18 protein-coding genes are annotated in these 19666 nt (G+C 74.2%); 12 read left to right on the top strand and 6 right to left on the bottom strand.

The annotated features are described in order from the left end of the window. Window positions 1-81 precede the first annotated feature (81 nt). Window positions 82-570 (top strand): glutathione peroxidase, encoded by a 489-nt coding sequence (locus ACZ6ZR_RS27215; protein WP_465646595.1) that lies wholly within the window; start codon window positions 82-84, stop codon window positions 568-570. A gap of 66 nt (window positions 571-636) precedes the next feature. On the opposite strand, the gene ACZ6ZR_RS27220 is transcribed toward ACZ6ZR_RS27215, so the two are convergent. Continuing rightward, a complete protein-coding gene (locus ACZ6ZR_RS27220; protein ID WP_465646597.1) occupies window positions 637-1539 on the bottom strand; it encodes an MBL fold metallo-hydrolase in 903 nt (300 codons plus the stop codon). Window positions 1540-1620: 81 nt separating this feature from the next. Here ACZ6ZR_RS27220 and ACZ6ZR_RS27225 point away from each other — a divergent pair, with 81 nt between their 5' ends. Both ACZ6ZR_RS27225 and ACZ6ZR_RS27230 read left to right on the top strand, forming a co-directional pair. Beyond that, window positions 1621-2496: a LysR family transcriptional regulator gene (locus tag ACZ6ZR_RS27225; protein WP_465646599.1), complete on the top strand. Its 876-nt coding sequence runs from the start codon at window positions 1621-1623 to the stop codon at window positions 2494-2496. Window positions 2497-2573: 77 nt separating this feature from the next. After that, the gene (locus ACZ6ZR_RS27230) at window positions 2574-4544 is read left to right on the top strand and encodes a hypothetical protein (RefSeq protein WP_465646601.1); all 1971 of its coding nucleotides are present in this window, start codon (window positions 2574-2576) and stop codon (window positions 4542-4544) included. Window positions 4545-4552: 8 nt separating this feature from the next. On the opposite strand, the gene ACZ6ZR_RS27235 is transcribed toward ACZ6ZR_RS27230, so the two are convergent. Beyond that, on the bottom strand, window positions 4553-4783 hold the full coding sequence (locus tag ACZ6ZR_RS27235; RefSeq protein ID WP_465646603.1) for a hypothetical protein: 231 nt from the start codon (window positions 4781-4783) through the stop codon (window positions 4553-4555). 159 nt (window positions 4784-4942) lie between these two features. On the opposite strand from ACZ6ZR_RS27235, the gene ACZ6ZR_RS27240 reads away from it, so the two are divergent. Beyond that, a complete protein-coding gene (locus ACZ6ZR_RS27240) occupies window positions 4943-5509 on the top strand; it encodes a hypothetical protein (RefSeq protein ID WP_465646605.1) in 567 nt (188 codons plus the stop codon). Window positions 5510-5732: 223 nt separating this feature from the next. Here the strand turns inward: ACZ6ZR_RS27240 and ACZ6ZR_RS27245 are convergent, their stop codons facing one another. Further along, window positions 5733-6515, bottom strand: a complete 783-nt coding sequence (locus ACZ6ZR_RS27245) for an IclR family transcriptional regulator (RefSeq protein WP_465646607.1) — start codon at window positions 6513-6515, stop codon at window positions 5733-5735. A 319-nt stretch (window positions 6516-6834) separates the two neighbouring features. Here ACZ6ZR_RS27245 and ACZ6ZR_RS27250 point away from each other — a divergent pair, with 319 nt between their 5' ends. The 7 genes from ACZ6ZR_RS27250 to ACZ6ZR_RS27280 are packed head-to-tail and all read left to right on the top strand — an operon-like array spanning window position 6835 to window position 13663. Beyond that, window positions 6835-7836 carry an ABC transporter substrate-binding protein gene (locus ACZ6ZR_RS27250; protein ID WP_465646609.1) on the top strand — a complete coding sequence of 334 codons (1002 nt, stop codon included), beginning with the start codon at window positions 6835-6837 and terminating at the stop codon, window positions 7834-7836. A gap of 24 nt (window positions 7837-7860) precedes the next feature. Next, complete coding sequence (locus tag ACZ6ZR_RS27255) at window positions 7861-8877, top strand: NrtA/SsuA/CpmA family ABC transporter substrate-binding protein (protein WP_465646611.1); 1017 nt, start codon at window positions 7861-7863, stop codon at window positions 8875-8877. Continuing rightward, window positions 8874-9689 (top strand): ABC transporter permease, encoded by an 816-nt coding sequence (locus tag ACZ6ZR_RS27260; RefSeq protein WP_465646613.1) that lies wholly within the window; start codon window positions 8874-8876, stop codon window positions 9687-9689. Before ACZ6ZR_RS27255 ends, ACZ6ZR_RS27260 begins: the two co-directional genes overlap by 4 nt. After that, window positions 9686-10456, top strand: a complete 771-nt coding sequence (locus ACZ6ZR_RS27265) for an ABC transporter ATP-binding protein (protein WP_465646615.1) — start codon at window positions 9686-9688, stop codon at window positions 10454-10456. Before ACZ6ZR_RS27260 ends, ACZ6ZR_RS27265 begins: the two co-directional genes overlap by 4 nt. Next, window positions 10457-11317, top strand: a complete 861-nt coding sequence (locus ACZ6ZR_RS27270) for an ABC transporter substrate-binding protein (RefSeq protein WP_465646617.1) — start codon at window positions 10457-10459, stop codon at window positions 11315-11317. Further along, window positions 11317-12390, top strand: coding sequence for an LLM class flavin-dependent oxidoreductase (locus ACZ6ZR_RS27275; RefSeq protein WP_465646619.1), 1074 nt, complete (start codon window positions 11317-11319; stop codon window positions 12388-12390). The genes ACZ6ZR_RS27270 and ACZ6ZR_RS27275 overlap by 1 nt, the downstream gene beginning before the upstream one ends. Window positions 12391-12439: 49 nt before the next feature. After that, window positions 12440-13663 carry an amidohydrolase gene (locus ACZ6ZR_RS27280; RefSeq protein WP_465646620.1) on the top strand — a complete coding sequence of 408 codons (1224 nt, stop codon included), beginning with the start codon at window positions 12440-12442 and terminating at the stop codon, window positions 13661-13663. Window positions 13664-13690: 27 nt separating this feature from the next. Here the strand turns inward: ACZ6ZR_RS27280 and ACZ6ZR_RS27285 are convergent, their stop codons facing one another. The 3 genes from ACZ6ZR_RS27285 to ACZ6ZR_RS27295 form a co-directional block, all read right to left on the bottom strand. After that, window positions 13691-15712, bottom strand: coding sequence for an acyltransferase family protein (locus ACZ6ZR_RS27285; RefSeq protein ID WP_465646622.1), 2022 nt, complete (start codon window positions 15710-15712; stop codon window positions 13691-13693). Between the two features lie 132 nt (window positions 15713-15844). Then, on the bottom strand, window positions 15845-17539 hold the full coding sequence (locus ACZ6ZR_RS27290) for a glycosyltransferase family 2 protein (RefSeq protein WP_465646624.1): 1695 nt from the start codon (window positions 17537-17539) through the stop codon (window positions 15845-15847). Window positions 17540-17716: 177 nt separating this feature from the next. Next, window positions 17717-18253: a GNAT family N-acetyltransferase gene (locus ACZ6ZR_RS27295; protein ID WP_465646626.1), complete on the bottom strand. Its 537-nt coding sequence runs from the start codon at window positions 18251-18253 to the stop codon at window positions 17717-17719. Between the two features lie 201 nt (window positions 18254-18454). Between ACZ6ZR_RS27295 and ACZ6ZR_RS27300 the strand changes: the two genes are divergently transcribed. Then, the gene (locus ACZ6ZR_RS27300; protein ID WP_465646627.1) at window positions 18455-19297 is read left to right on the top strand and encodes a lysozyme; all 843 of its coding nucleotides are present in this window, start codon (window positions 18455-18457) and stop codon (window positions 19295-19297) included. Window positions 19298-19666: the final 369 nt, after the last annotated feature.

Consider the following 19666-nt stretch of genomic DNA (forward strand, 5'->3'; position numbering starts at 1 on the left):
CGTGTGCCGACGACCGGTTCACCGGCTGGGCCCGTTCCCGGCCACCACCCCCGCCGCTCCCGACCCGAAGGACCGACCACCGTGAGCCTCTACGACATCCCGCTGCGCTCCCTCGACGGCACCCCGACCTCCCTCGCCGACCACAAGGGCAAGGCCCTGCTGCTGGTGAACGTCGCCTCCAAGTGCGGCCTCACCCCGCAGTACGCCGGCCTGGAGCGCCTCCAGCAGCGGTACGCCGACCGGGGCTTCACCGTCCTCGGCTTCCCGTGCAACCAGTTCCTCGGCCAGGAGCCCGGCACCTCCGAGGAGATCCAGACCTTCTGCTCCACCACCTACGGCGTCACCTTCCCGCTCCTCGAGAAGATCGACGTCAACGGCGAGGACCAGCACCCCCTCTACGCCGAGCTCACCAAGACCCCGGACGCCGAGGGCATCGCCGGCGAGATCCAGTGGAACTTCGAGAAGTTCGTGATCTCCCCCGACGGCGTCGTCACCGCCCGCCTGCGCCCCCGCACCGAGCCCGAGTCCGCCGAGGTCATCAGCGCCATCGAGGCGCAGCTCCCCGCCTGACCCACCCTCACCACACCCGACGGCCTCCCCGCACCCCCGCCCGGGAGGCCGTCGGCGTACCACCGGTCAGCCGGGCAGCTCCGCGCAGAGGCAGCCCACGCCCCGGTCGATCCACTCCCGGCCGGTCCACTCCGGGTGACGCTCGATCAGCAGTGCCCGCACCTCCGCCGCCGTCTCGGCCTCGCCCAGTCCGGCCCCGCGCCGCCGCCAGGTCTCGTCCCGCAGCTCCCGGAGGTAGTCGCGGACCTCAGCCAGCAGCTGCGGGCCGCCGACCGCGCCGTGGCCCGGGACGACCGTGCGGTGTCCGGCGGCGGCCAGCCGCTCCAGCACCGCCAGCCAGCCCACCCCGGAGACCTCCACGTCGTGCGGCGGGAACCACGGGAAGATCGCGAACTGCCCGTTCTCGGCCAGGTCCCCGGTGAACAGCACACCGGCGTCCGGCACTTCCACCACCTGGTCGCCCCGGGTGTGGCCCCGGCCGGTGGAGCGCAGCCGTACGGTGCGCCCGCCGAGGTCGAGCTCGTACCCGTCCTCGTCCTCGTGCACCTGGTCCGGGGTCGGCAGTACGACGCCCTCCAGCCGGCGGGCGACCGTCTCGCCCAGACCCCGGAACATCTCCAGGTAGCCCGGCCCCCGGGTGCGCAGCTCCTCGGCCTGTGCCCGGTTCACCAGGTAGCCGGCGCCCTGCTCCGCGAACACCTGGGCGCCGAAGGCGTGTTCGGGGTGGAAGTGCGTGGTGGTCAGGTACAGGCGGCGGCCCCGGGCGAACTCGGTGGCCAGGGCCAGCACCTCTTCGGCGTTGGCGGGGCCGAGGCCGGTGTCGACCACCAGGACGGCCCGGGTGCCGCCGATGACGCCGATGTTGGGGACCAGGGGCACGCCGCCGTCCGGGACCAGCAGCAGGTCCGGGGCGATCTCACGGGCGTCGGCCACCCGCACGGCCGGGTCGGGAAGCGGTTCGTGGTTCATGCCCCGATTCCACCGCCGCACCGGTGCGGCCGTCCAAGACCCGTTCCGGAACGGCCGATACCCCACGGGTATCGTCACAGCATGGAGCTGCGCACCCTGCGGTACTTCGTCGCGGTCGCCGAGGAGGGTCACTTCGGCCGGGCCGCCGCCCGCCTGCACCTCAGCCAGCCCCCGCTCAGCCGGGCGATCCGGCAGTTGGAGGCCGAGCTCGGCGCCGTGCTGCTGCAGCGTTCCCCACGGGGCGTCAGCCCGACACCGGCCGGTGCGGTGCTGCTGGTGGAGGCGCGCGGACTGCTGGAGCGGGCGGAGCTGGCCCGCGTCCGGGTGGCGGCCGCGGCCGGCCCGGCCGTCGTCACCGTCGGGCTGCTCGGCGACGGCACCGACCCGGGCGCCGTCCGGCTGGCCGAGACCTTCCGTGCCCGGCATCCGGGGGTCGAGATCCGCGTCCGCGAGGCCGACCTGACCGACCCCACCTGCGGCCTGCGCACCGGCCGGGTCGACTTCGCCCTGACCCGAGGCCCGTTCGACGAGACCGGTCTGACCGTCCGTCGGCTGCGGGCCGACCCGGTCGGGGCGGTGCTCCGTGCCGACGACCCGCTGGCCCACCGCGACCACCTCACCCTCGCCGACCTCGCCGGGCGCCGCTGGTTCCGCTTCCCGGAGGACACCGACGCGCGGTGGGCGGCGTACTGGAGCGGCGGCCGGCCCCGGGAGGGGCCGGTGGTGCGGGCGGTGCAGGAGTGCCGGCAGGCCGTCCTCTGGAACGGCACGGTGGGCCTGACCCCGCTCGGCCACCCGCTGCCGCCCGGCCTGACGGCCGTGCCCCTTCCCGAGGTCGAGCCCAGCCCGGTGGTGGCCGCGTGGAACGCGGACGACCCGAACCCGCTCCTGCGCACCCTGATCCGGATCGCGGCAGCCGCCTACGGGGACGAGGACGCCCCCACGGTCACCGGGTAGTCGTACGGCCTCCCTCCGACACCGCCACGGGTGAAATCAGCTGGTCAGGACGGCCACGCCTCCGGCAGCATGACGGCATGTCCGAACCCGCCGCCCTCGCCCGGTTCCGCCACGTCCTGCCCTCCGCCACCACCCCGGCCGGTGGGCCCGACCTGCTCGCCGCGCTGCGCGAACTGGCGGCGGCCTCGGCGAACGAGCCCTCCACCACGGCCCTGCGGCTGCTGAACGAGCACCCCTTGGCCCTGCTGGAGCTGGACGAGACCGTCCGCGAGGAGCAGTCCCACGGCCGCCCCGGCGCCGATCCGCATCAGGTCCCCCGCAACCCGGCCGGGCTCCTGCTCGCCCTGGCCGACCGGAACGGGAAGCTGCGCGAACGAGCGGTGCACGAGGCCGCCCGGCGCCTGAGCGGCTGTCAGCCCGCCCTGGAGCTGCTCCCCGCCCTGGTGCTCCGCAGCTGCGACTGGGCCGAGCAGGTCCGCCGCCCCGCCCGGGCCGCCCTCGCCCTGGCCCTGCACGACCACCCGACGGGTGCTCTCCCGGCCGTGCTCCGCACCGTCGTCCTGACGGACCGTCGCGAACGCGCCGACTTCGCGCTCCGCCAGACCCGCAGCGCCCTGGCCGAGCTGCCCGACTCGCCACAGCTGACCGCCCTGCTCACCGCTCTGCTCGCCGACCCGGACCTCCGGGTCCGCCGCTCCGTCCTCCGGGCCCGGCTGTCCGGCCCGCACCGCCTGCCGCTGCGCACCCTGGTCGCCCTCGCCGTCCAGGACCAGGACCGGCAGGTCCGGACGCTGGCGGCCGAGGCCGCCGCCCGCGAAGCGCTCTGGACCAACCAGCTCGACCTGCTCCGCAAGGTGGCCGCCGGCCGCCACCCGGAGGTGCGGGCCCTGGCACTCACCGCGCTGGTGCGCAGCGGCCACCCGGCCGAGGCGACGGCCCGCCTGACGGACCCTTCGGGCCAGGTCAGGGCGCTCGCCCGGGACGCCGTCCGCCGCACCGGCGGCGACTTCCTCGCCCACTACCGCGAGGCGGTCCGGGCCGACGACCCGTCAACCGGTGCGATCGCCGGCCTGGTCGAGGGCGGCCTGCAGACGGACGCGGCCCTGCTGCTCCCGCTCCTGACGCACCCGCTCTCCCGCACCCGGGCCGCCGCCGTACGCGGCCTCCGGACCCTGGCGGCTGCCCCGATGGAGCTCCTGCTGCCGCTGCTGCGCGACCCGTCCCCGAAGGTGGTCCGCGAGACCGCCACCACCCTGCAACCCCGGTCCGCCCGGCTCCCCGACGGCCTCGCCCGCGAACTCCTCACCGACCGGGACCACCCCGCCGCCCGCCGCGCCGGCTACCTCCTGCTGCACGAGCCGGACCCCGTCGCCCGCCTCGCCCTCACCCTCCGCCTCACCACCGACGCGGACCCGCGCCTCGCCGCCCGGGCCACCACCGACACCACTCTCCTGGCCGCCGCCCTCTTCCGCCCCCACCGCACCTTCCGGACCGCGACCGCCGAGGACCGGCACGCGCTCCTCCCACCCACCGAGTCCGCCGCCGCCGCTCTCCCGCCCCGCGTCCACCAACTGCTCCGGGAAGCCCTGGCCCCGGCCACCCCGGCCACCGAGCTCCTCCGCGTCCAGCACGGCCCCCACCCGTCCGTGCCGGACCCCCGCCCCGAAGCGGCCTTCCAATTCCACTCCGGCCACCCCGAACTGACGATGTCCCGGATCACCTCCGTCCTGACCACCGTCCTGGCCCACGCGGCCGCCGGGACCTGGCCGGACGACTCCCGGTGGCCCAGCCTCCTCCCCGACTGGTTCGCCGCGTCCTTCCCACCCGCTCCCTCCCTTCCCTCCCCGCTCTCCCTGTCCGCCTGGGCCGCCCTCTTCCGCCCCGACGCCGTGCCGGACCGGGGCTGGCAGTGGTGGAGCGGCCAGGCCCTCTGGCCCCGCACCTGCACGGCGCAACTCGCCCTCGGCCCGGCCGGCATCACCGCCCCCGGCCGGGCGGCCCTGACCCTGCTCGTCACAGCCGCGGGCGGCCACGACCTGACCCTCTGAGCACCTCCTCACGCCTCGCCCGGGTGCCAGGCCGGCCACTCCCACGGGCGGTCGGCCCAGTGCACCCGGATCGGGTCGTGCGGGTCCAGGTCGGGGAAGAGTTGACGGGCCCTCGGCTCGAACTCCTGCGGGTCCAGGGGCTCCCACCCGGTGCCCCGGAAGTGGACCAGGCGGTAACGGCTGTCGGTACGGTACTCGGCCACCTCGACCAGCAGGGTGGCGGCAGTGTCGTTGCTCATGCCCCCACCCTCGGCCGGGCCCGGCCGCCCCGCATCCCCGGCCACCGCCGTACGGCGCAGCGCACCGCCCGGCCCACTCCGTCGTTGATCAGAGCGGCCGCCCATTCGGCGGACCGTCTGGCGGATCGTCAGGGGAGGCGCAGCGGTGGAGGTACAGCGGTGAACGAACAGTGGCAGGCCCCGTGGCAGTACGAGTGGGAGCGACAGCCCCCACCCCCGCCCACCTACCCCTGGCAACCCCCGATCGCCCCCGCGCCCGTCCCCCCACCGCCACCTCCCTCGCACCGCAAGCGCCGCCGCACCGCCGCCTGGGCCGCGGGCGCCGTCGGCGTGGTGGGCCTGCTCGCCCTCCTCCCCACCGCCTGCGACCCCGACCAGACCCCGACCGCCGCCGTCCTCACCTCCCCCGAACCGAGCCCGGCCACCTCCCCGACCCCGGCCCCGCCGCCACCCCCCATCCCGACCTTCGCCCCCTCCCCGTCTCCGTCCCCATCCCCCTCCCCTTCACCGAGCTCCACCCGCCCCACTCCCCCGTCCAAACCCCGCCAGGCCGCCCGCACCCCCAAGCCCTCCGCCTCCCCCAAACCGCCCCCCACCACCCCGAAGACCTCCCCCGGCCCACCCCTCCTCGCCGCCCTCGGCATCTGCTCCCAAGCCGAACAACTCGGCCAGTGGGCCCCCGGCTCCGAAGAGGCCCGCATCTGCCGCGCCCTGTACGGCGGCTGACCACGACAGCTGGTCGAGGTCAGGCCGCCAGTGTCCAACCGCCGGGCCTGGGCGTTGGTGGTGCACCGCCCGGTGACAACGGCGGGCGGCTACAGCGGCAGAAGCAGGCAGAATGCTCCACGCCTTGTCCCGGTCCTCAGCCGGTGATCCGACGTCCCGTCAGGTCCGTTGCCGTCACGAGGTGTTCACGCCGCGTTGACGGTACGACCGGCGGTCGGCGTCGTCAGTCGAAGGTGCGCACCCGGCGCCGGTCCGGCGGCAGCAGCAGTACCTCCAGCGCCTCCGCGCAGGCCCGCACCCGGGCCAGGAAGGAGGGCAGCCGGGCATCGGTGAGCACATCGGGGGTGGAGCGCAGCGCCAGCGCGAAGTGGGCCCGGCCGGCCGAGTCCAGCACCGGGACGCCCAAGGTCCTGATGCCGTAGGCGGATTCACCGTCGTTCAGGGCGTAGCCGGCCGACCGGACCAGGGCCAGTTCGGCGGCCAGCGCGGCCCGGTCGACGATGGTGCGGTCGGTCTGCGCGGTCAGTGGCGGGAGGGCGGTGAGATCGTCCTCGCCGGGGCCGGCCCAGGCCAGCAGGACCTTGCCGAGTGCGGTGGAGTGCAGCGGACGTCGCAGGCCCAGGCCGGTGCTGGGTTGGATGGAGGCGCCGACCAGGATCACCGCGTGGTTGCCGCCCCGGATCGCCAGATCGGCCGCAGCGCCGGTGGCGGCCGACAGAGCGGCCAACTCCGGTGCGGCGCGGTGCAGTCCGCGCTGGTGCAGGGAGAGCTGGCCCAGCTCGGCGACGGCCGGACCGAGCCGGTAGCGGGAGGTGCGGTCGTTCTGCTCCAGGAAACCTGCCGCGACCAGGGTGCGGGCCAGCCGGTGTGCGGTGGAGACGGAGAGCTCCATCTGCCGGGCCAGGTCGGAGGCGCTGAGTTCGCCCGTGTTGTCCCGGAAGCAGTGCAGCAGTCCCAGCGCGCGGGTGACCGCCTGGGCCCCGGTGGGAGCGTCCGTCGTCGTCATGTCCCCAGCATGCGAACGGTGCCACCATCTGGCAACTGTTGCCGCACTGTGAACGCGAGTTGCACCACCTGACGGCTCTGCCAACAGATGGGTTCCCACTATGTGGAAGCCTTGCCCCGGCCGTCCGCCCCGTGCAAACCTCCTGTCACCAGGCCAACGGGACCGGAAAGGAGCAGCACGATGACCACCACTCGCACACTGCTCCCGACCCTGACCCGCTGTTGTCGCTGACCCGCCCGCGACCGCCCCGTACCTCCGCCTTGCCGCGTGGTGAGAACCGCGTGCGGCAACGCGTCACCCCACTCTGGGAGTTCCACGCATGGACCGACTCTGGTTCACCCGTTGCCCGGTGCCCACCGCCACCGGCATCGCCGCCGACCGAGGCCGGCTGGCCGAGGAGTTCGCCCCGGACGGCATCACCGTCCGGTCACTCCAGGAGGTCTCCGCCGCCGAGGCCGCCGACCACCACTTCACCCACGCCCTGGACGGACTGATCCGCGAAGGCGGCAACGTGCCCGCGCTGTGGGCCCGTTCGGGCGGCGAGCAGACCCGGCTGATCGGGCTGACCTGGATCGAGGAGCGGCAGTCGGTACTGGTCCGGGCCGGCAGCGGGATCCGCGAGCCGGCCGGACTGCGCGGGCTGCGACTGGCGGTACCCGTGCACCCGGTCGGGATCGACTTCTGGCGGGCGATGGCGCTGGCCGGCTTCGCCGGTGCGCTGGCCTCGGCCGGACTCACCCTGGCCGACGCCGAGTTGACCGAGGTGCCGGGCTCTCCGGTCGGCCAGTGGGAGGGCGAGCTGGCCGCCCTGCGGGACGGCCGGGTGGATGCCGTCTACGTGAAGGGCGCCTTGGCCGTCGAGGCGGCCGAGCGCTTCGGGGCCGTGGTGGCGATCGACCTGGACGCCCTGCCGGACCGCCGGAACCGGGTCAACAACGGCACCCCGCGCCCGATCACCGTGCACCAACGCCTGCTGGAGCGGCGCCCCGACCTGGTCGCCCGCTTCCTCGCCGTACTGATCGAGTCCGCCGAGTGGGCCCGTGACCGGCCCTCCGAACTGGCCCGGATCCTGAGCGCCGAGACCGGCGCGGGGGCCACCGGGGTGGCCGGCGCCTACCGCCCCGACATCGGGCACTCGCTGCGGATCGACCTGTCCGACGAGCGGTTGGAGCTGCTCGCGCAGCAGGAGCGCTTCCTGTCCGCCCAAGGCTTCCTGCCCGCCCCGGTGAACGTCCGGAGCTGGGCCGACCCGGCGCCACTGGCGCAGGCCCGCGCCCTGCTCGACGCCCGCCGCCACTCCCCCCGCCCCCACGGCAACTGACCCGCTACCAGAATGCGATCCGTCATGAACTCCCGCTGGCTCCCGTCCACCGCACTCCTCACCGCCGCCCTGCTCGGCCTGGCCGCCTGCGGCGCCGCCGGCGGTGGGGGCTCGGCGACCGGCGACATGGCCGCCCGGATCGAGGTCCGGATCCCCGAGGACGGCAACTCCGGCCTGCTCGCGGTCGCCAAGAAGGACGGCTCGCTCGACGCGGCGCTGGCCAAGGTGAACGCCAAGGTCGTCTGGACCGGCACCGCCGGGGCCTTCGCCCCCGCCGCCCAGCAACTCGACGCCGGTGCACTGGACTTCGCCCAGGGATCGATCACCTCCGCGACCGCCGCACTGGCCGCCTCCCCGGGCTTCAAGCTGTTCGCCGCCGTCGCCCCCGACGCGCTCGGCGAGGGCATCCTGGTCAAGAACGACTCCGGCATCAATACCGTCAAGGACCTGGTCGGCAAGAAGGTCGCGGTCTGGCACGGCGGCACCAGCGAGTACCTGCTGCTCAAAGCGCTCCAGCAGAACGGCATTCCGGCCGACCAGGTCGAGCGGGTCTACCTCCAGCCGAACCAGGCCGCCCCGGTCTTCAACTCGGGCCAGGTGCACGCCTGGTCCACCTGGGGCACCTACTCCGTCCCGCAACTCGCCGACCGCAACGCCCACTTCCTGGTCAACGGCGGCCAGGTCGGCTCGGAGAACTACGCGGTCTGGACGGTGCGCACCAAGTTCGCCGACGCCCACCCCGCCGTGGTCAAGGCCCTGTACGAGTACCTGCACGCGTCCGGCTTGAAGCTCCAGGCCGACCCGGGCGCCTACCTCAACGTCAAGACCACCTCCGGGCCGGAGGCCGTCAGCGCCGCCCAGCGCGAGATCCAGATCCCGTTCGACAAGGCCCGGGGCGTCGCCCAGCCGATCACCGAGGCCGATCTGAACCGCTTCCACACGGTGGCGCGGTTCTTCGCCGACCAGCAGATCATCAAGGGCTTCTTCGACGTCAAGCCGTACCTCATCGACGTCAACACCCTTCCCGGGAGCGCCGGATGAGCGCCGGTCAGCTGGTCGCCCCCCGGCCCCGCACCGCCCGGCCGCGCCGCCCCGCCACCGCACTCGCCCTGCGCACCCTCGGCCCGCTGGTGGTCCTGCTCGCCTGGTACGTCAGCTCGGCCACCGGTCTGCTCACCGACGACCTGCTGGCCTCACCCGGCGCCGTGCTCCAGGCGCTGGGCGAGCTCTGGTCCTCCGGCCAGCTCGGCGAGGCCCTCACCGTCTCGCTGGGCCGGGCCGGCAGCGGTCTGCTGATCGGCGCGAGCACCGGCCTCGCGCTCGGCGTGCTGACCGGCTTCTCCCGGCTCGGCGAGGAACTCGTCGACTCCTCCGTCCAGTTGCTGCGCACGATCCCGTTCCTCTCACTGGTCCCGCTGTTCATGGTCTGGTTCGGCATCGGCGAGACCGCCCGGGTGGTGCTGATCGCGGTGGCCACCAGCTTCCCGATGTACGTCTCCGCCTCGGGCGGGGTGCGCAACACCGACCGCAAGCTGGTCGAGGCGATGCGCAGCTTCGGCATGGGCCGGGCCGCCCTGGTCCGGGAGGTGGTGCTGCCGGGCGCGCTGCCCGCACTGCTCTCCGGCCTGCGGCTCTCCATGACGCTCAGCGTGATCGCGCTGATCGCCGCCGAGGAGATCAACTCCACTGCCGGGATCGGCTACCTGATGTCCACCGCGCAGGAGTACTCGCGCACCGACGTCCTGACCGTCTGCATCCTGGTGTACGCCCTGATCGGGCTGATCGCGGACGGTCTGGTCCGCCTGCTGGAGCGGTTGCTGATGCCGTGGCGCACCCAGGGAGCCCAACGATGACCACCCTTCCCGACGACACCGCCGTCCACCTGCGCGGCCTGCGCCGCACCTTCGGCGACCGGCACGTCCTCGACGGCCTCGACCTCGACCTGGCCCGGGGCGAGTTCCTGGCCCTGCTCGGCGCCAGCGGCACCGGCAAGACCACGCTCCTGCGGATCCTCGGCGCGCTGGACCACCACGACGCGGGGACGGTGCTGGTGCCCGAGGCCCGCACCGTCGTCTTCCAGGAGCCCCGGCTGGTGCCCTCCAAGAAGGTGCTGGCCAATGTGCTGGTCGGCCTGCCCCGGGGCGCGGCCGCCCGGGAGACCGCCCTGCGCGCGCTGACCGAGGTCGGGCTGGAACGTCACGCCGACGCCTGGCCCGGCACGCTGTCCGGCGGCGAGGCCCAGCGGGTCGCGCTGGCCCGGGCCCTGGTCCGGGAGCCCGAACTGCTGCTGCTCGACGAGCCGTTCGCCGCACTGGACGCGCTGACCCGGCTGCGGATGCAGGACCTGGTCGGCGAGCTCTGCCGGGCCCACCGTCCGGCCGTGCTGCTGGTCACCCACGACGTCGAGGAGGCCGTCCGGCTGGCCGACCGGGTGGCCGTGCTGCGCGACGGCAAGCTGATCACCGACGAGCGGATCCCGTTCGACCACCCGCGCGACCCGGCCGCCCCGGCCTTCGCCGACCTCCGCCGCCGCCTGCTCGCCGACCTCGGCGTGCACTCCCCGCTCGCCACCCCGTCTGCCACCCCCTCGATCACCCCCTCGATCACCGGAGCGCACTGAATGACCGTCAACATCGGGGTCCACAACGCGAACCCGTCGCTCTACCACCTGTCCCGCCTCGGCCTGCTGGAGGCCGCCCTCGCCCCGCTCGGCGAGACCGTGGCCTGGCACCAGGTCGGCGGCCTCGACACCGCCGCCGCGCTGGCCGACGGCACCATCGACTTCGGCGGCACCGGCTCCACCCCGCCGCTCTCCGCCCAGGCCGCCGGACACGACCTGGTGTACGCCGCCGTCTCCGCACCCCGGCCCGGCCACGGCGCGCTGCTGGTCGCGGCCGACAGCCCGATCCGGACCGTCGCCGAACTCCGGGGCCGGACGGTCGCGTTGGCGATCGGATCGTGGCAGACCCACTTCACCGCCAAGGCGCTGGCCGGCGCCGGGCTCGGCTACGGCGCCGACATCGCCGCCCGGCGCTCCGACGCCGGCTCGTACGACGACCTGCTGGCCGGCCGGATCGACGCCTGGGTGGCCCAGGGCGCCGAGCTGACCGCCGCCCGCCGGGCCGGCACGGTCCGTACCCTGGCCGAGGCCGGGGACGTGATCACCGACCGGTCCGTCTTCTTCACCCGCCGGGACTTCGCGACCGCCCGCCCCGAGCTGGTCGAGGTGATCGTCACCGCCCTGGCCGACGCCGACGCCTGGGCCGCGAGCCACCTGGACGAGGCCGCAGCGATCGCCGCCACCGACCAGGGCGGCAGCGCGGCCGACTGGCGCGAGGCGCTCGCCGCCCTGCCCTGGACCCTGGAGCCGGTCTCCGCCGCCTTCCTGGCCGAGCAGCAGGAGGCCGCCGACATCCTCACCGCCGCCGGCTTCCTGCCCACCTCGATCACCGTCGCCGACGCCGTCCTCGGAGCCCGCTGATGCCCACCCCCGAAATCCTCTGGTACGTCATCCCGCGCGAAGGCGCCTTCCCCTGGGAGCCGGCCGGCCGCCGCCCCGTCGATCTGGCCTACCTCCAGCAACTCGGCATCGCCGCGGACCGCCTGGGCTACGACGGCGCGCTGTTCGCCACCGACCTGTACGACGTCTGGCCGCTGGCCAGCGCGCTGGCCGCCGTCACCCGGCCGAGCTTCAAGCCGCTGCTGGCCGTGCACCCCGGGCTGATCTCGCCGACCCTGCTGGCGAAGATGGCGCTGAGCTTCAGTCAGCTGTTCGGCCCGGACCGGCTCCGCTTCAACGTGGTGAACGGCTCCACCGAGCAGCTCCGCCAGTCCGGACTGCACCTGGAGCACGACGAGCGGTACGAGCTGAGCGCCGAGTACTGGTCGATCGTCAAGCGGCTGACGGCCGGTGAGGTCTTCGACCACAAGGGCCGGTTCTACGACCTGCCGGGCGCGGGCGCTTCCCTGCGCGAGCTCGCACCCGTCCAGGGCGGCCTGCACACCCCGCTCTGGTTCGGCGGCTCCTCGGCACCCGGCATCGAGATGGCCGCCGAGCACGTCGACGTCTACCTCACCTGGGGCGAGCCGCTGGAGCAGCTCCGGCAGAAGCTCGACCTGGTCCGCGAGCGGGCCGCCGCCCACGGCCGCACCCTGCGGCTCGGCCTGCGACTGCACCTGATCGTCCGCGACACCGAGGAGCAGGCCTGGGCCGCCGCCGACCACCTGCTCGACGTCACCAGCCAGGCCACCTACACCCGGATGCTCGGCAACGGCGCCGAGGACGGCGTCGGCTGGCAACGTCAGTTCCGCCAGCACGGCGGCCGGGTCCCGCGCCACGCACGCGAGTTGGAGACCCATCCCAACCTCTGGCCCGGCATGAGCCTGTTCCGTCCCGGCCCGGGCACCGCCGTCGTCGGCAGCACCCAGCAGGTGATCGAGCGCCTCCGGGAGTACCAGTCCCTCGGCGTCGACACCTTCATCCTCTCCGGCAACCCGCTGCTCGAGGAGGCGTACCGGGTCGCGGAGACCGTGCTGCCGGCACTGCGAGAATGACGGTCGGGCACGATCCACCGTGAGCCCGTCCGTCCGAGCAGGAGACCGCATGACCACGCCCACCGCCACCGTGTTCCGCAACGTCCGGCCGTTCGGGGAGGGGGAGCCCGTCGAACTGGTGGCCGTCGGCGGGGTGCTGGTGGACGGGGTGCCGGAGGGGGCGGTGACGGAGACCGTCGACGGCGGCGGGCGGATCGCGCTTCCCGGGCTGGTGGACGCGCACATCCATCCGGACAAGACGGCCTGGGGCGAGCCCTGGTACAGCCGGAAGCCGGCGGCCGGACTGGCGGAGTACGTGCGGGGGGACGTGGAGCTGCACGACTGGCAGCGCACCTCCCTCGCCGACCGCGCCCACCGCCTGCTGGCGAACGCTGTGAGCCGCGGCACCCGCGCCGTCCGCGCGCACGTGGACGTGGCCCCGGCGTACGGGCTGGAGGCGGTCACCGGGCTGGCCGAGGCGCGCGAGCGTCTGCGGTCCGCCCTCGACGTGCAGATCGTGGCCTTCCCCCAGCACGGGGTGCGCCGCACGCCCGGCGCGGGCGCGCTGCTCGCGGAGGCGGCCGCGAGCGGGCTGGTGGACGCGGTCGGCGGCCTGGACCCGGCGGGGTTCGACGGGGTGGACGACGGCGAGGGCCCGGCCCAGCTGGACCAGGTCTTCGCGCTCGCCGAGCGCCACGGTCTTCCCGTAGACGTCCACCTGCACGACCGCGGCGAGCGCGGCCTCGCTCCGCTGCGCGACATCGCGGCCCGCACCCGGGCGGCCGGTCTGCAGGGCCGGGTCGTGGTCAGCCACGCGTTCTGCGTCCCGGAGCTGACGGGCCGTGCGCTCGAAGCGCTGGCCGAGCTCCTCGCCGACGCCGGCATCGGGCTGACCACGGTGGCCCCCTCCGCCCACCAGGTGCTGCCGTTCCGTCAGCTCCAGGCGGCCGGGGTCCGGGTGGGCCTCGGCTCGGACGGGGTGCGGGACTCCTGGAGTCCGTTCGGCAACGCCGACATGCTGCACCGCGCCCACCTGCTCGGCTGGACCACCGACGCCCGCACCGACCGGGACCTGACCGAGTGCTTCGACCTCGCCGCCACCGGCGGCGCCGAGCTGCTCGGCCTCCCCGTCGCGAACCTCGCCCCCGGCTCCCCCGCCGACTTCTTCCTGGTGGAGGGCGAGTGCCTGCCCCAGGTGGTGGTGGACCTGCCCGCCCGTGACCTGGTGGTCAAGGGCGGACAGGTGGTCGCCCGCGAGGGGCGCTGCACGGGCCCTACGGGAGCGGCAGGCTGACCACCTGCACGCTCCAGGAGGCTCGACTCACGGCAGCAGTCCGGCCGTCCGCAGGTCGTGGTCGATCCGTGGTGCCAGGGTCGCGGCCAGTGTGGAGGTGATGTGCCCGGTGTCGCGGTAGAGCAGCACGCCCTCACGGGCCGGCGGGCACTCCCCCTCGCCCGGGCAGAGCAGGGCGCGGTAGTCCAGCACGGTGACCGCGTACTTGGTGGCCAGGCCGTCGGTGAGCAACGGCTCGGGCAGCAGGGCCTGTTCACGCGGGAAGGTGCAGGTCTCGCCGGAGGCCAGGCAGACCGGGATGTCCTTGCCGGGCATCGGGGTGTCGGCCAGGTACGCGACCGGCGCGCCGACCGCCGTCAGGCGCTCCAGGGTGGTGGCCCAGCCGGCCGAGCGCTGCTCGGCGCCGCCGAAGCGGTTCAGCCCGGCGACCACCACCAGCCGGGGCCGCGGGCCGGTGGCCAGCCGGGTGAGGGTGTTCTCCCGCCAGCGGTCGCACTCGGTGTACTCGCGGCCGAGCACCTCGTCCCGGACGGTCATGGTGGGCAGCGGGCAGCCGGGCTTCACCAACACCTCCAGCGCCCAGCCGCGTTCGCGCACCAGCGGCAGCAGTCCGGCCATCCACTGCCCGGCGTGCGAGTCACCGAGCAGCACCACCCGGTCGCTCGCGCCCGGGGTACCGAACAGGCAGGGCGGGCTCTGATCCGCCGTCAGGGCGATCTGGCAGTCACCGGCCGGCGGGTGGTCGGTCCGGGCGCGGGCCAGGGTCGGTGTCAGACCGGCGAGTTGGACGCCGGGCGCGAGCAGCAGCGGCCCGCCGGCGGCGCCGGCCGGGATGACCACCACCGCGTCCGGGTCGCCGAGGGCGCGGACGGCACCGCCTCCGAGGGTGAGCCCGGCGATCAGCGGGACGGTGAGGGCCACCGCGCCGACCGACAGGCCCTTGCGCGGGGCGCCGGAGCGCCCGCGCCGCAGCGGCCGCTCGACGTACCGCAGGGTCAGCCAGGCGGGCAGCGCGGAGCCGAGTGCGAGGGCGAGGGTGACGGCCAACGGCAGGGCGCCGTACCGGGCCTGAGCGATCGTCAGGACCGGCCAGTGCCAGAGGTACCAGGCGTACGACAGCCGCCCGGCGGCCCGCAGCGGCGGGCTGGCCAGCAGCCCGCCGGCCTGGTACCAGCGGCCGGTACCCGGGCCGCTCAGCAGCAGGACGGCGGTGCCCACGGCGGGCAGCAGCGCGGCGCTGCCGGGGAAGGGGGTGGAGCGGTCGTAGAGCAGGGCGGCGGTCAGCACGGCGGCCAGGCCGAGCCAGCCGAGCAGGGTGGAGCCGAACAGCCGGCGGCGGTAGAGCAGCGCGGCGGCGCCGCCGAGGGCGAACTCCCAGAGCCGGGTGGCGGTGGAGAAGTAGCCGAGCGGCGCGGCGTCGGCGGTCCAGCGCAGGCAGAGCAGCAGCGAGAGCGTGCCGACCACCAGGGTCAGGGCCCAGACGGCCGGGCGGCGGCCCTTGGCCAGCAGCAGCACCAGCCCGCCCCAGAGCAGGTAGAACTGGTTCTCCACGCCGAGCGACCAGAAGTGCAGCACCGGGCTCGGGTCCCGGGTGGCGGCCAGGTAGTCGGTCTGCTGCCCGGCGAACCGCCAGTTGGCGAACTGCCCGGTGGCGGCCAGCAGGTCGCGGGCCAGGTCGGCGCCGCGCAGCGGGTCCAGCAGCAGCCAGCCGCCCAGCGCGGTGGCGGTCAGCACCACGGCGGCGGCGGGCAGGATGCGGCGGGCCCGGCGGGCCAGGAAGTCCCGCAGGGCGAGCGGGCGGGGGCCGGCCAGCAGGCCGGTGATGAGGAAGCCGGAGAGCACGAAGAAGACGTCCACGCCCACGTAGCCGCCGCTCAGGGCGGGGACTCCGGCGTGGAAGGCCAGCACGATCAGGACGGCGACGCCGCGCAGGCCCTCGATGTCGGGGCGGAAGGGTGCGGCGCCCGAGCTCGGCACGGCTCCGGAACGGGGCGCGGGCGGCGCCTGGGCCGTTCTGGTCGGCCGGGTCAGGGTGATCAGGTCGGACACGGTGGTGCTCCTTGCGACGGCTGCGGTGGGTGGTGCCGCCGGGCCCCTGGGGGTGGGCTGCCGACGGTCGTTCCCGCGCCGGTGGGGCGACGCGCACGGAGGTTCTGAGGGTCTGTCAGAAGTGGCGGTGGTTCAGAACAGCGGGTCGGCCCAGCCACTCGCCAGCAGGGCTGTGAGCAGCAGCACGGCGGTGACGGCCAGCGCCTCCGGACGTTCGAACCGCTCGGGGTTCGTCCTCTCCGCGGCCCGCTTCGGCCCGCGCACCTGGTCCTCGCCGCGCAGCAGCGCCCAGAGCGCGGAGAGCACGGGCACCGTGGTGTACGCGGTGAGCACCAGCAGCCCGGCCAGCGCCCAGTACGGCTGCCAGCCGTGCAGCAGGACGGCCCGCACCAGGCCGACCACGCCGGCGGCCAGGCAGAACGAGAGCCAGACGACCCCGATCCGGCCGACCGTGCGGCCGAGCGCGGAGCGGCCGGCGATGGCGCCGGTGGGCACCCAGTCGGCGCTGCGGCTGCGCAGCGCGTGCGCGAGGGCGATCATGTGGCAGAAGCCGCTGAGGAGTTGGACCCGGGTGACCTCGAAGCGCCAGCGGGTGCGGGAGGCGGCCGGGAGCAGCGCGAGGGAGACCCAGAGCGGCGGCAGGAAGGGCAGGACCTGCCAGGGTTCGATCCGCTCGGGGGCGAAGAAGAGCAGCAGCAGGGCGGGCAGCGGCACGGCGAAGACGTTCACGGCGCTGCTGAGGTAGCCGAGGATGCCGTTCCAGAAGCACATCCGGGCGGAGCGGGAGAGCGGGCCGCGGTGGAAGTCCGGGTCGCGCAGCAGGGCGAGCGAGCCGAGGCACCAGCGGTACTGCTGGCTGATGAACGCGGACAGGCCGGTGGGCGACAGGCCCTTGGCGAGCAGCGTCGGCACGTAGCGGGTGCGGTAGCCGTGCCGGGTCAGCGCGAGGCCGGTGTACAGGTCCTCGCTGTGGTCCGACTCGAAGAAGCCGCCCGCGAGTTCGAGGGCGCGGCGCCGGTAGAGCGCGTTGGTGCCGCAGCAGACGGTGCCGTCCTGGGCGTCCCGGGAGGGCTGGATCCAGCGGTAGAAGATCTCCTGGGTGGCTCCGGCGCCGCGCTCCAGCCAGCTCATCGAGGGGTCGGTGTCGAAGCACTGCGGGCTCTGCACGATGCCGGTGTCGGGCTGGTCGAAGTAGGGCACCAGGTGGTGGAGGAAGTCCTCGCGCGGGCAGAAGTCCGCATCCAGCACCGCAACCAGGTCGGAACTTCCGGCTGCCAGACCGAAGTTGAGGTTTCCGGCCTTCTTGAAGCGGCCCCGGTCGGGGCGGCTGTGGTAGCGGAAGCCGTACTCCTCGGCGAGGGCGCGGACGGCCGGGTCGTCGGCGTCGTCCAGCACCCGGACGGTCAACTCGCCGTCCCAGCGCACCCGGGAGACGTGCCGGTAGGCGTTCTCCAGGACGGTCAGGGGCTCGCCGCAGGTGGGCAGCAGCAGGTCGACGGCGGGGATCCGCTCGGGCCGCCAGGCGCGGAGCAGGAGTTGGTGACTGTCGAGCGAGTGCCGGCGCTGGCGCTGGCCGTCACCGAGGCCGAGCAGCCAGGTGGCGCCGTTCAGCACCACCAGCACCAGGAAGGGCCAGAGCAGCGGGTGGCTCAGGGCGAACAGGCCGAGGGTGACGGTGGCCCCGGCGTAGGACAGTGCGGAGCAGAGCAGCACCCAGCGGCGCTGCGGGCCGAAGTACCAGTAGAGCTCGCGGTCGTCGGGCGGCTCCGGCAAGGCCTGAGCGGTCGGGACGGACGGAGCGGGCGGGTTGATCTGGCGTGCGGGCATGCGGAAGAAAGCCCCCCCGGGCTCGGACGGACGGAACCGTACGGCCGTCAGTCTTCCACATTGGTCTGGACCAATCGTGAACGGGGCATGAATCACGCCAGGCAGCAAGGATCCTGACGTCCCGTCAGTCCCTCAGGCCCCCGTCCGAGCTGCCTGCCTCCACCCCTCTGCCCCGTCTCAGATCGCCTTCGTCAGCCGCTCGAAGCGCAGATCGTCGCGCAGCGGCACGCCGAACCGCTCGTCCCCGTAAGGGAACGGCGAGAACTCGCCGGTCCGGCGGTAGCCGCGCCGCTCGTACCAGGCGATCAGGTCGGCCCGCTGCTCGATCACCGTCATCTCCAGCTCGCGCACGCCCCACTCGGCCCCGGCCACCCGCTCCGCCTCGGCCAGCACCTGCCGGCCGACCCCGCTGCCCTGGAGCGACGGACGGACCGAGAACATGCCGAAGTACGCACGGTCCCCCCGGTGTTCGAGCTGGCAGCAGGCGAGCAGCTCGCCGTCCCGCTCCGCCAGCACCAGCCGGCTGCCCGGCGCCTCGATCACGGCGGCCACGCCCTCGGCATCCGTCCGCTGACCCTCCAGCAGGTCCGCCTCGGTGGTCCATCCCGCCCGGCTGCTGTCGCCCCGGTAGGCCGACTCCACCAGCGCCACCAGCGCCGGGACGTCGGCGGGCCCGGCCGGACGGAAGGTCAGTTCGGAGGTCTCGGAGGTCATCGTCGGTACTCGCTTTCCGCTTCCCGGGCCGACCACCGGCCCGCCCCCGCATCGTGCCACAGCCCCGCGCCATGTCTGCTTCCCACATCATCCGGGCCCCCACGGTGTGGTCTACGCGCCATGGTGGAGGCGTCCGGTGCATGACTACCCTCGTCGGCGCCCGGCGAGCCCCCTCGCTCGCCCGTCACCGAGGAGTGCCCCATGCCCCACCGCGCACCCGTACTCCGCACCTCCGCCGGACCGCTGCGGCGCACCGCCCTCGCGGCCGCCACCGGCGCCCTCCTGCTCGGCACCGCCGGCCTCGCCTCCGCCTCCCCCTCCTCCCCCGCCCTCCACCCCGAGCGCGACTTCGCCGGCTCCACCGTCGCCGCCCACGAAGGCAGATCCACCGCGGCCCCGCTCGCCTCCCTCGCCGTCACCCAGACCCTGGGCAACGACGTCTCCAGCTGGCAGGGGAACGTCAACTGGGCCGCCACCAAGGCCAACGGCGCCCGCTTCTCCTACGTCAAGGCCACCGAGGGCACCAGCTACACCAACCCGTACTTCGCCCAGCAGTACAACGGCTCCTACAACGCCGGCCTGATCCGCGGCGCCTACCACTTCGCCCTGCCGAACACCTCCAGCGGCGCCACCCAGGCCACCTGGTTCGTCAACCACGGCGGCGGCTGGTCCGCCGACGGCAAGACCCTCCCGCCCGCCCTCGACATCGAGTACAACCCCTACGGCGCCACCTGCTACGGCCTCTCCCAGAGCGCCATGGTCAGCTGGATCCGCTCCTTCTCCGACACCGTCCACTCCCGCACCGGCCGCTACCCCACCATCTACACCACCACCAACTGGTGGCAGCAGTGCACCGGCAACAACGCCTCCTTCGCCACCACCAACCCCCTCTGGCTCGCCCGCTACGCCACCACCCCCGGCACCCTCCCGGCCGGCTGGACCTACCAGACCATCTGGCAGTTCGCCGACTCCGGCACCCTCCCCGGCGACCAGAACTACTTCAACGGCGCCTACGACCGCCTCCAGGCCCTCGCCAAGGGCTGACCCTCCGTCACCGCGGCGCCGGGCCCCGGCTGTCCCTTCATGGGATGACCGGGCCCCGCGCCGTGGTCGGCAGAGGGACCAGCGTCGCCGTGGGAGTCCAACGGTGCCGCCCCTCGCGGGACCTGGCAGTTCGTCAGATTCGGATGAACCTGACAGGGGCACGCTCGGTCAGCATCCTTGGAACCACGTGGAACCTGATCGACACTGGAGGACGACATGGCTCTAGAGTCCCTGGGGATCTACCCGAACACCCCGGACGACGGCTCGCCGGCCATGGTTGCGTAGGTGGGTACCTCAGCTCGTTCATGCTGGTCAGCGGCAAGGCGCAACCCTGTACACACCACTGCCAACCGGTGGCAGCAGTGCGCC

The organism is Kitasatospora sp. NPDC088742, from assembly GCF_055584905.1.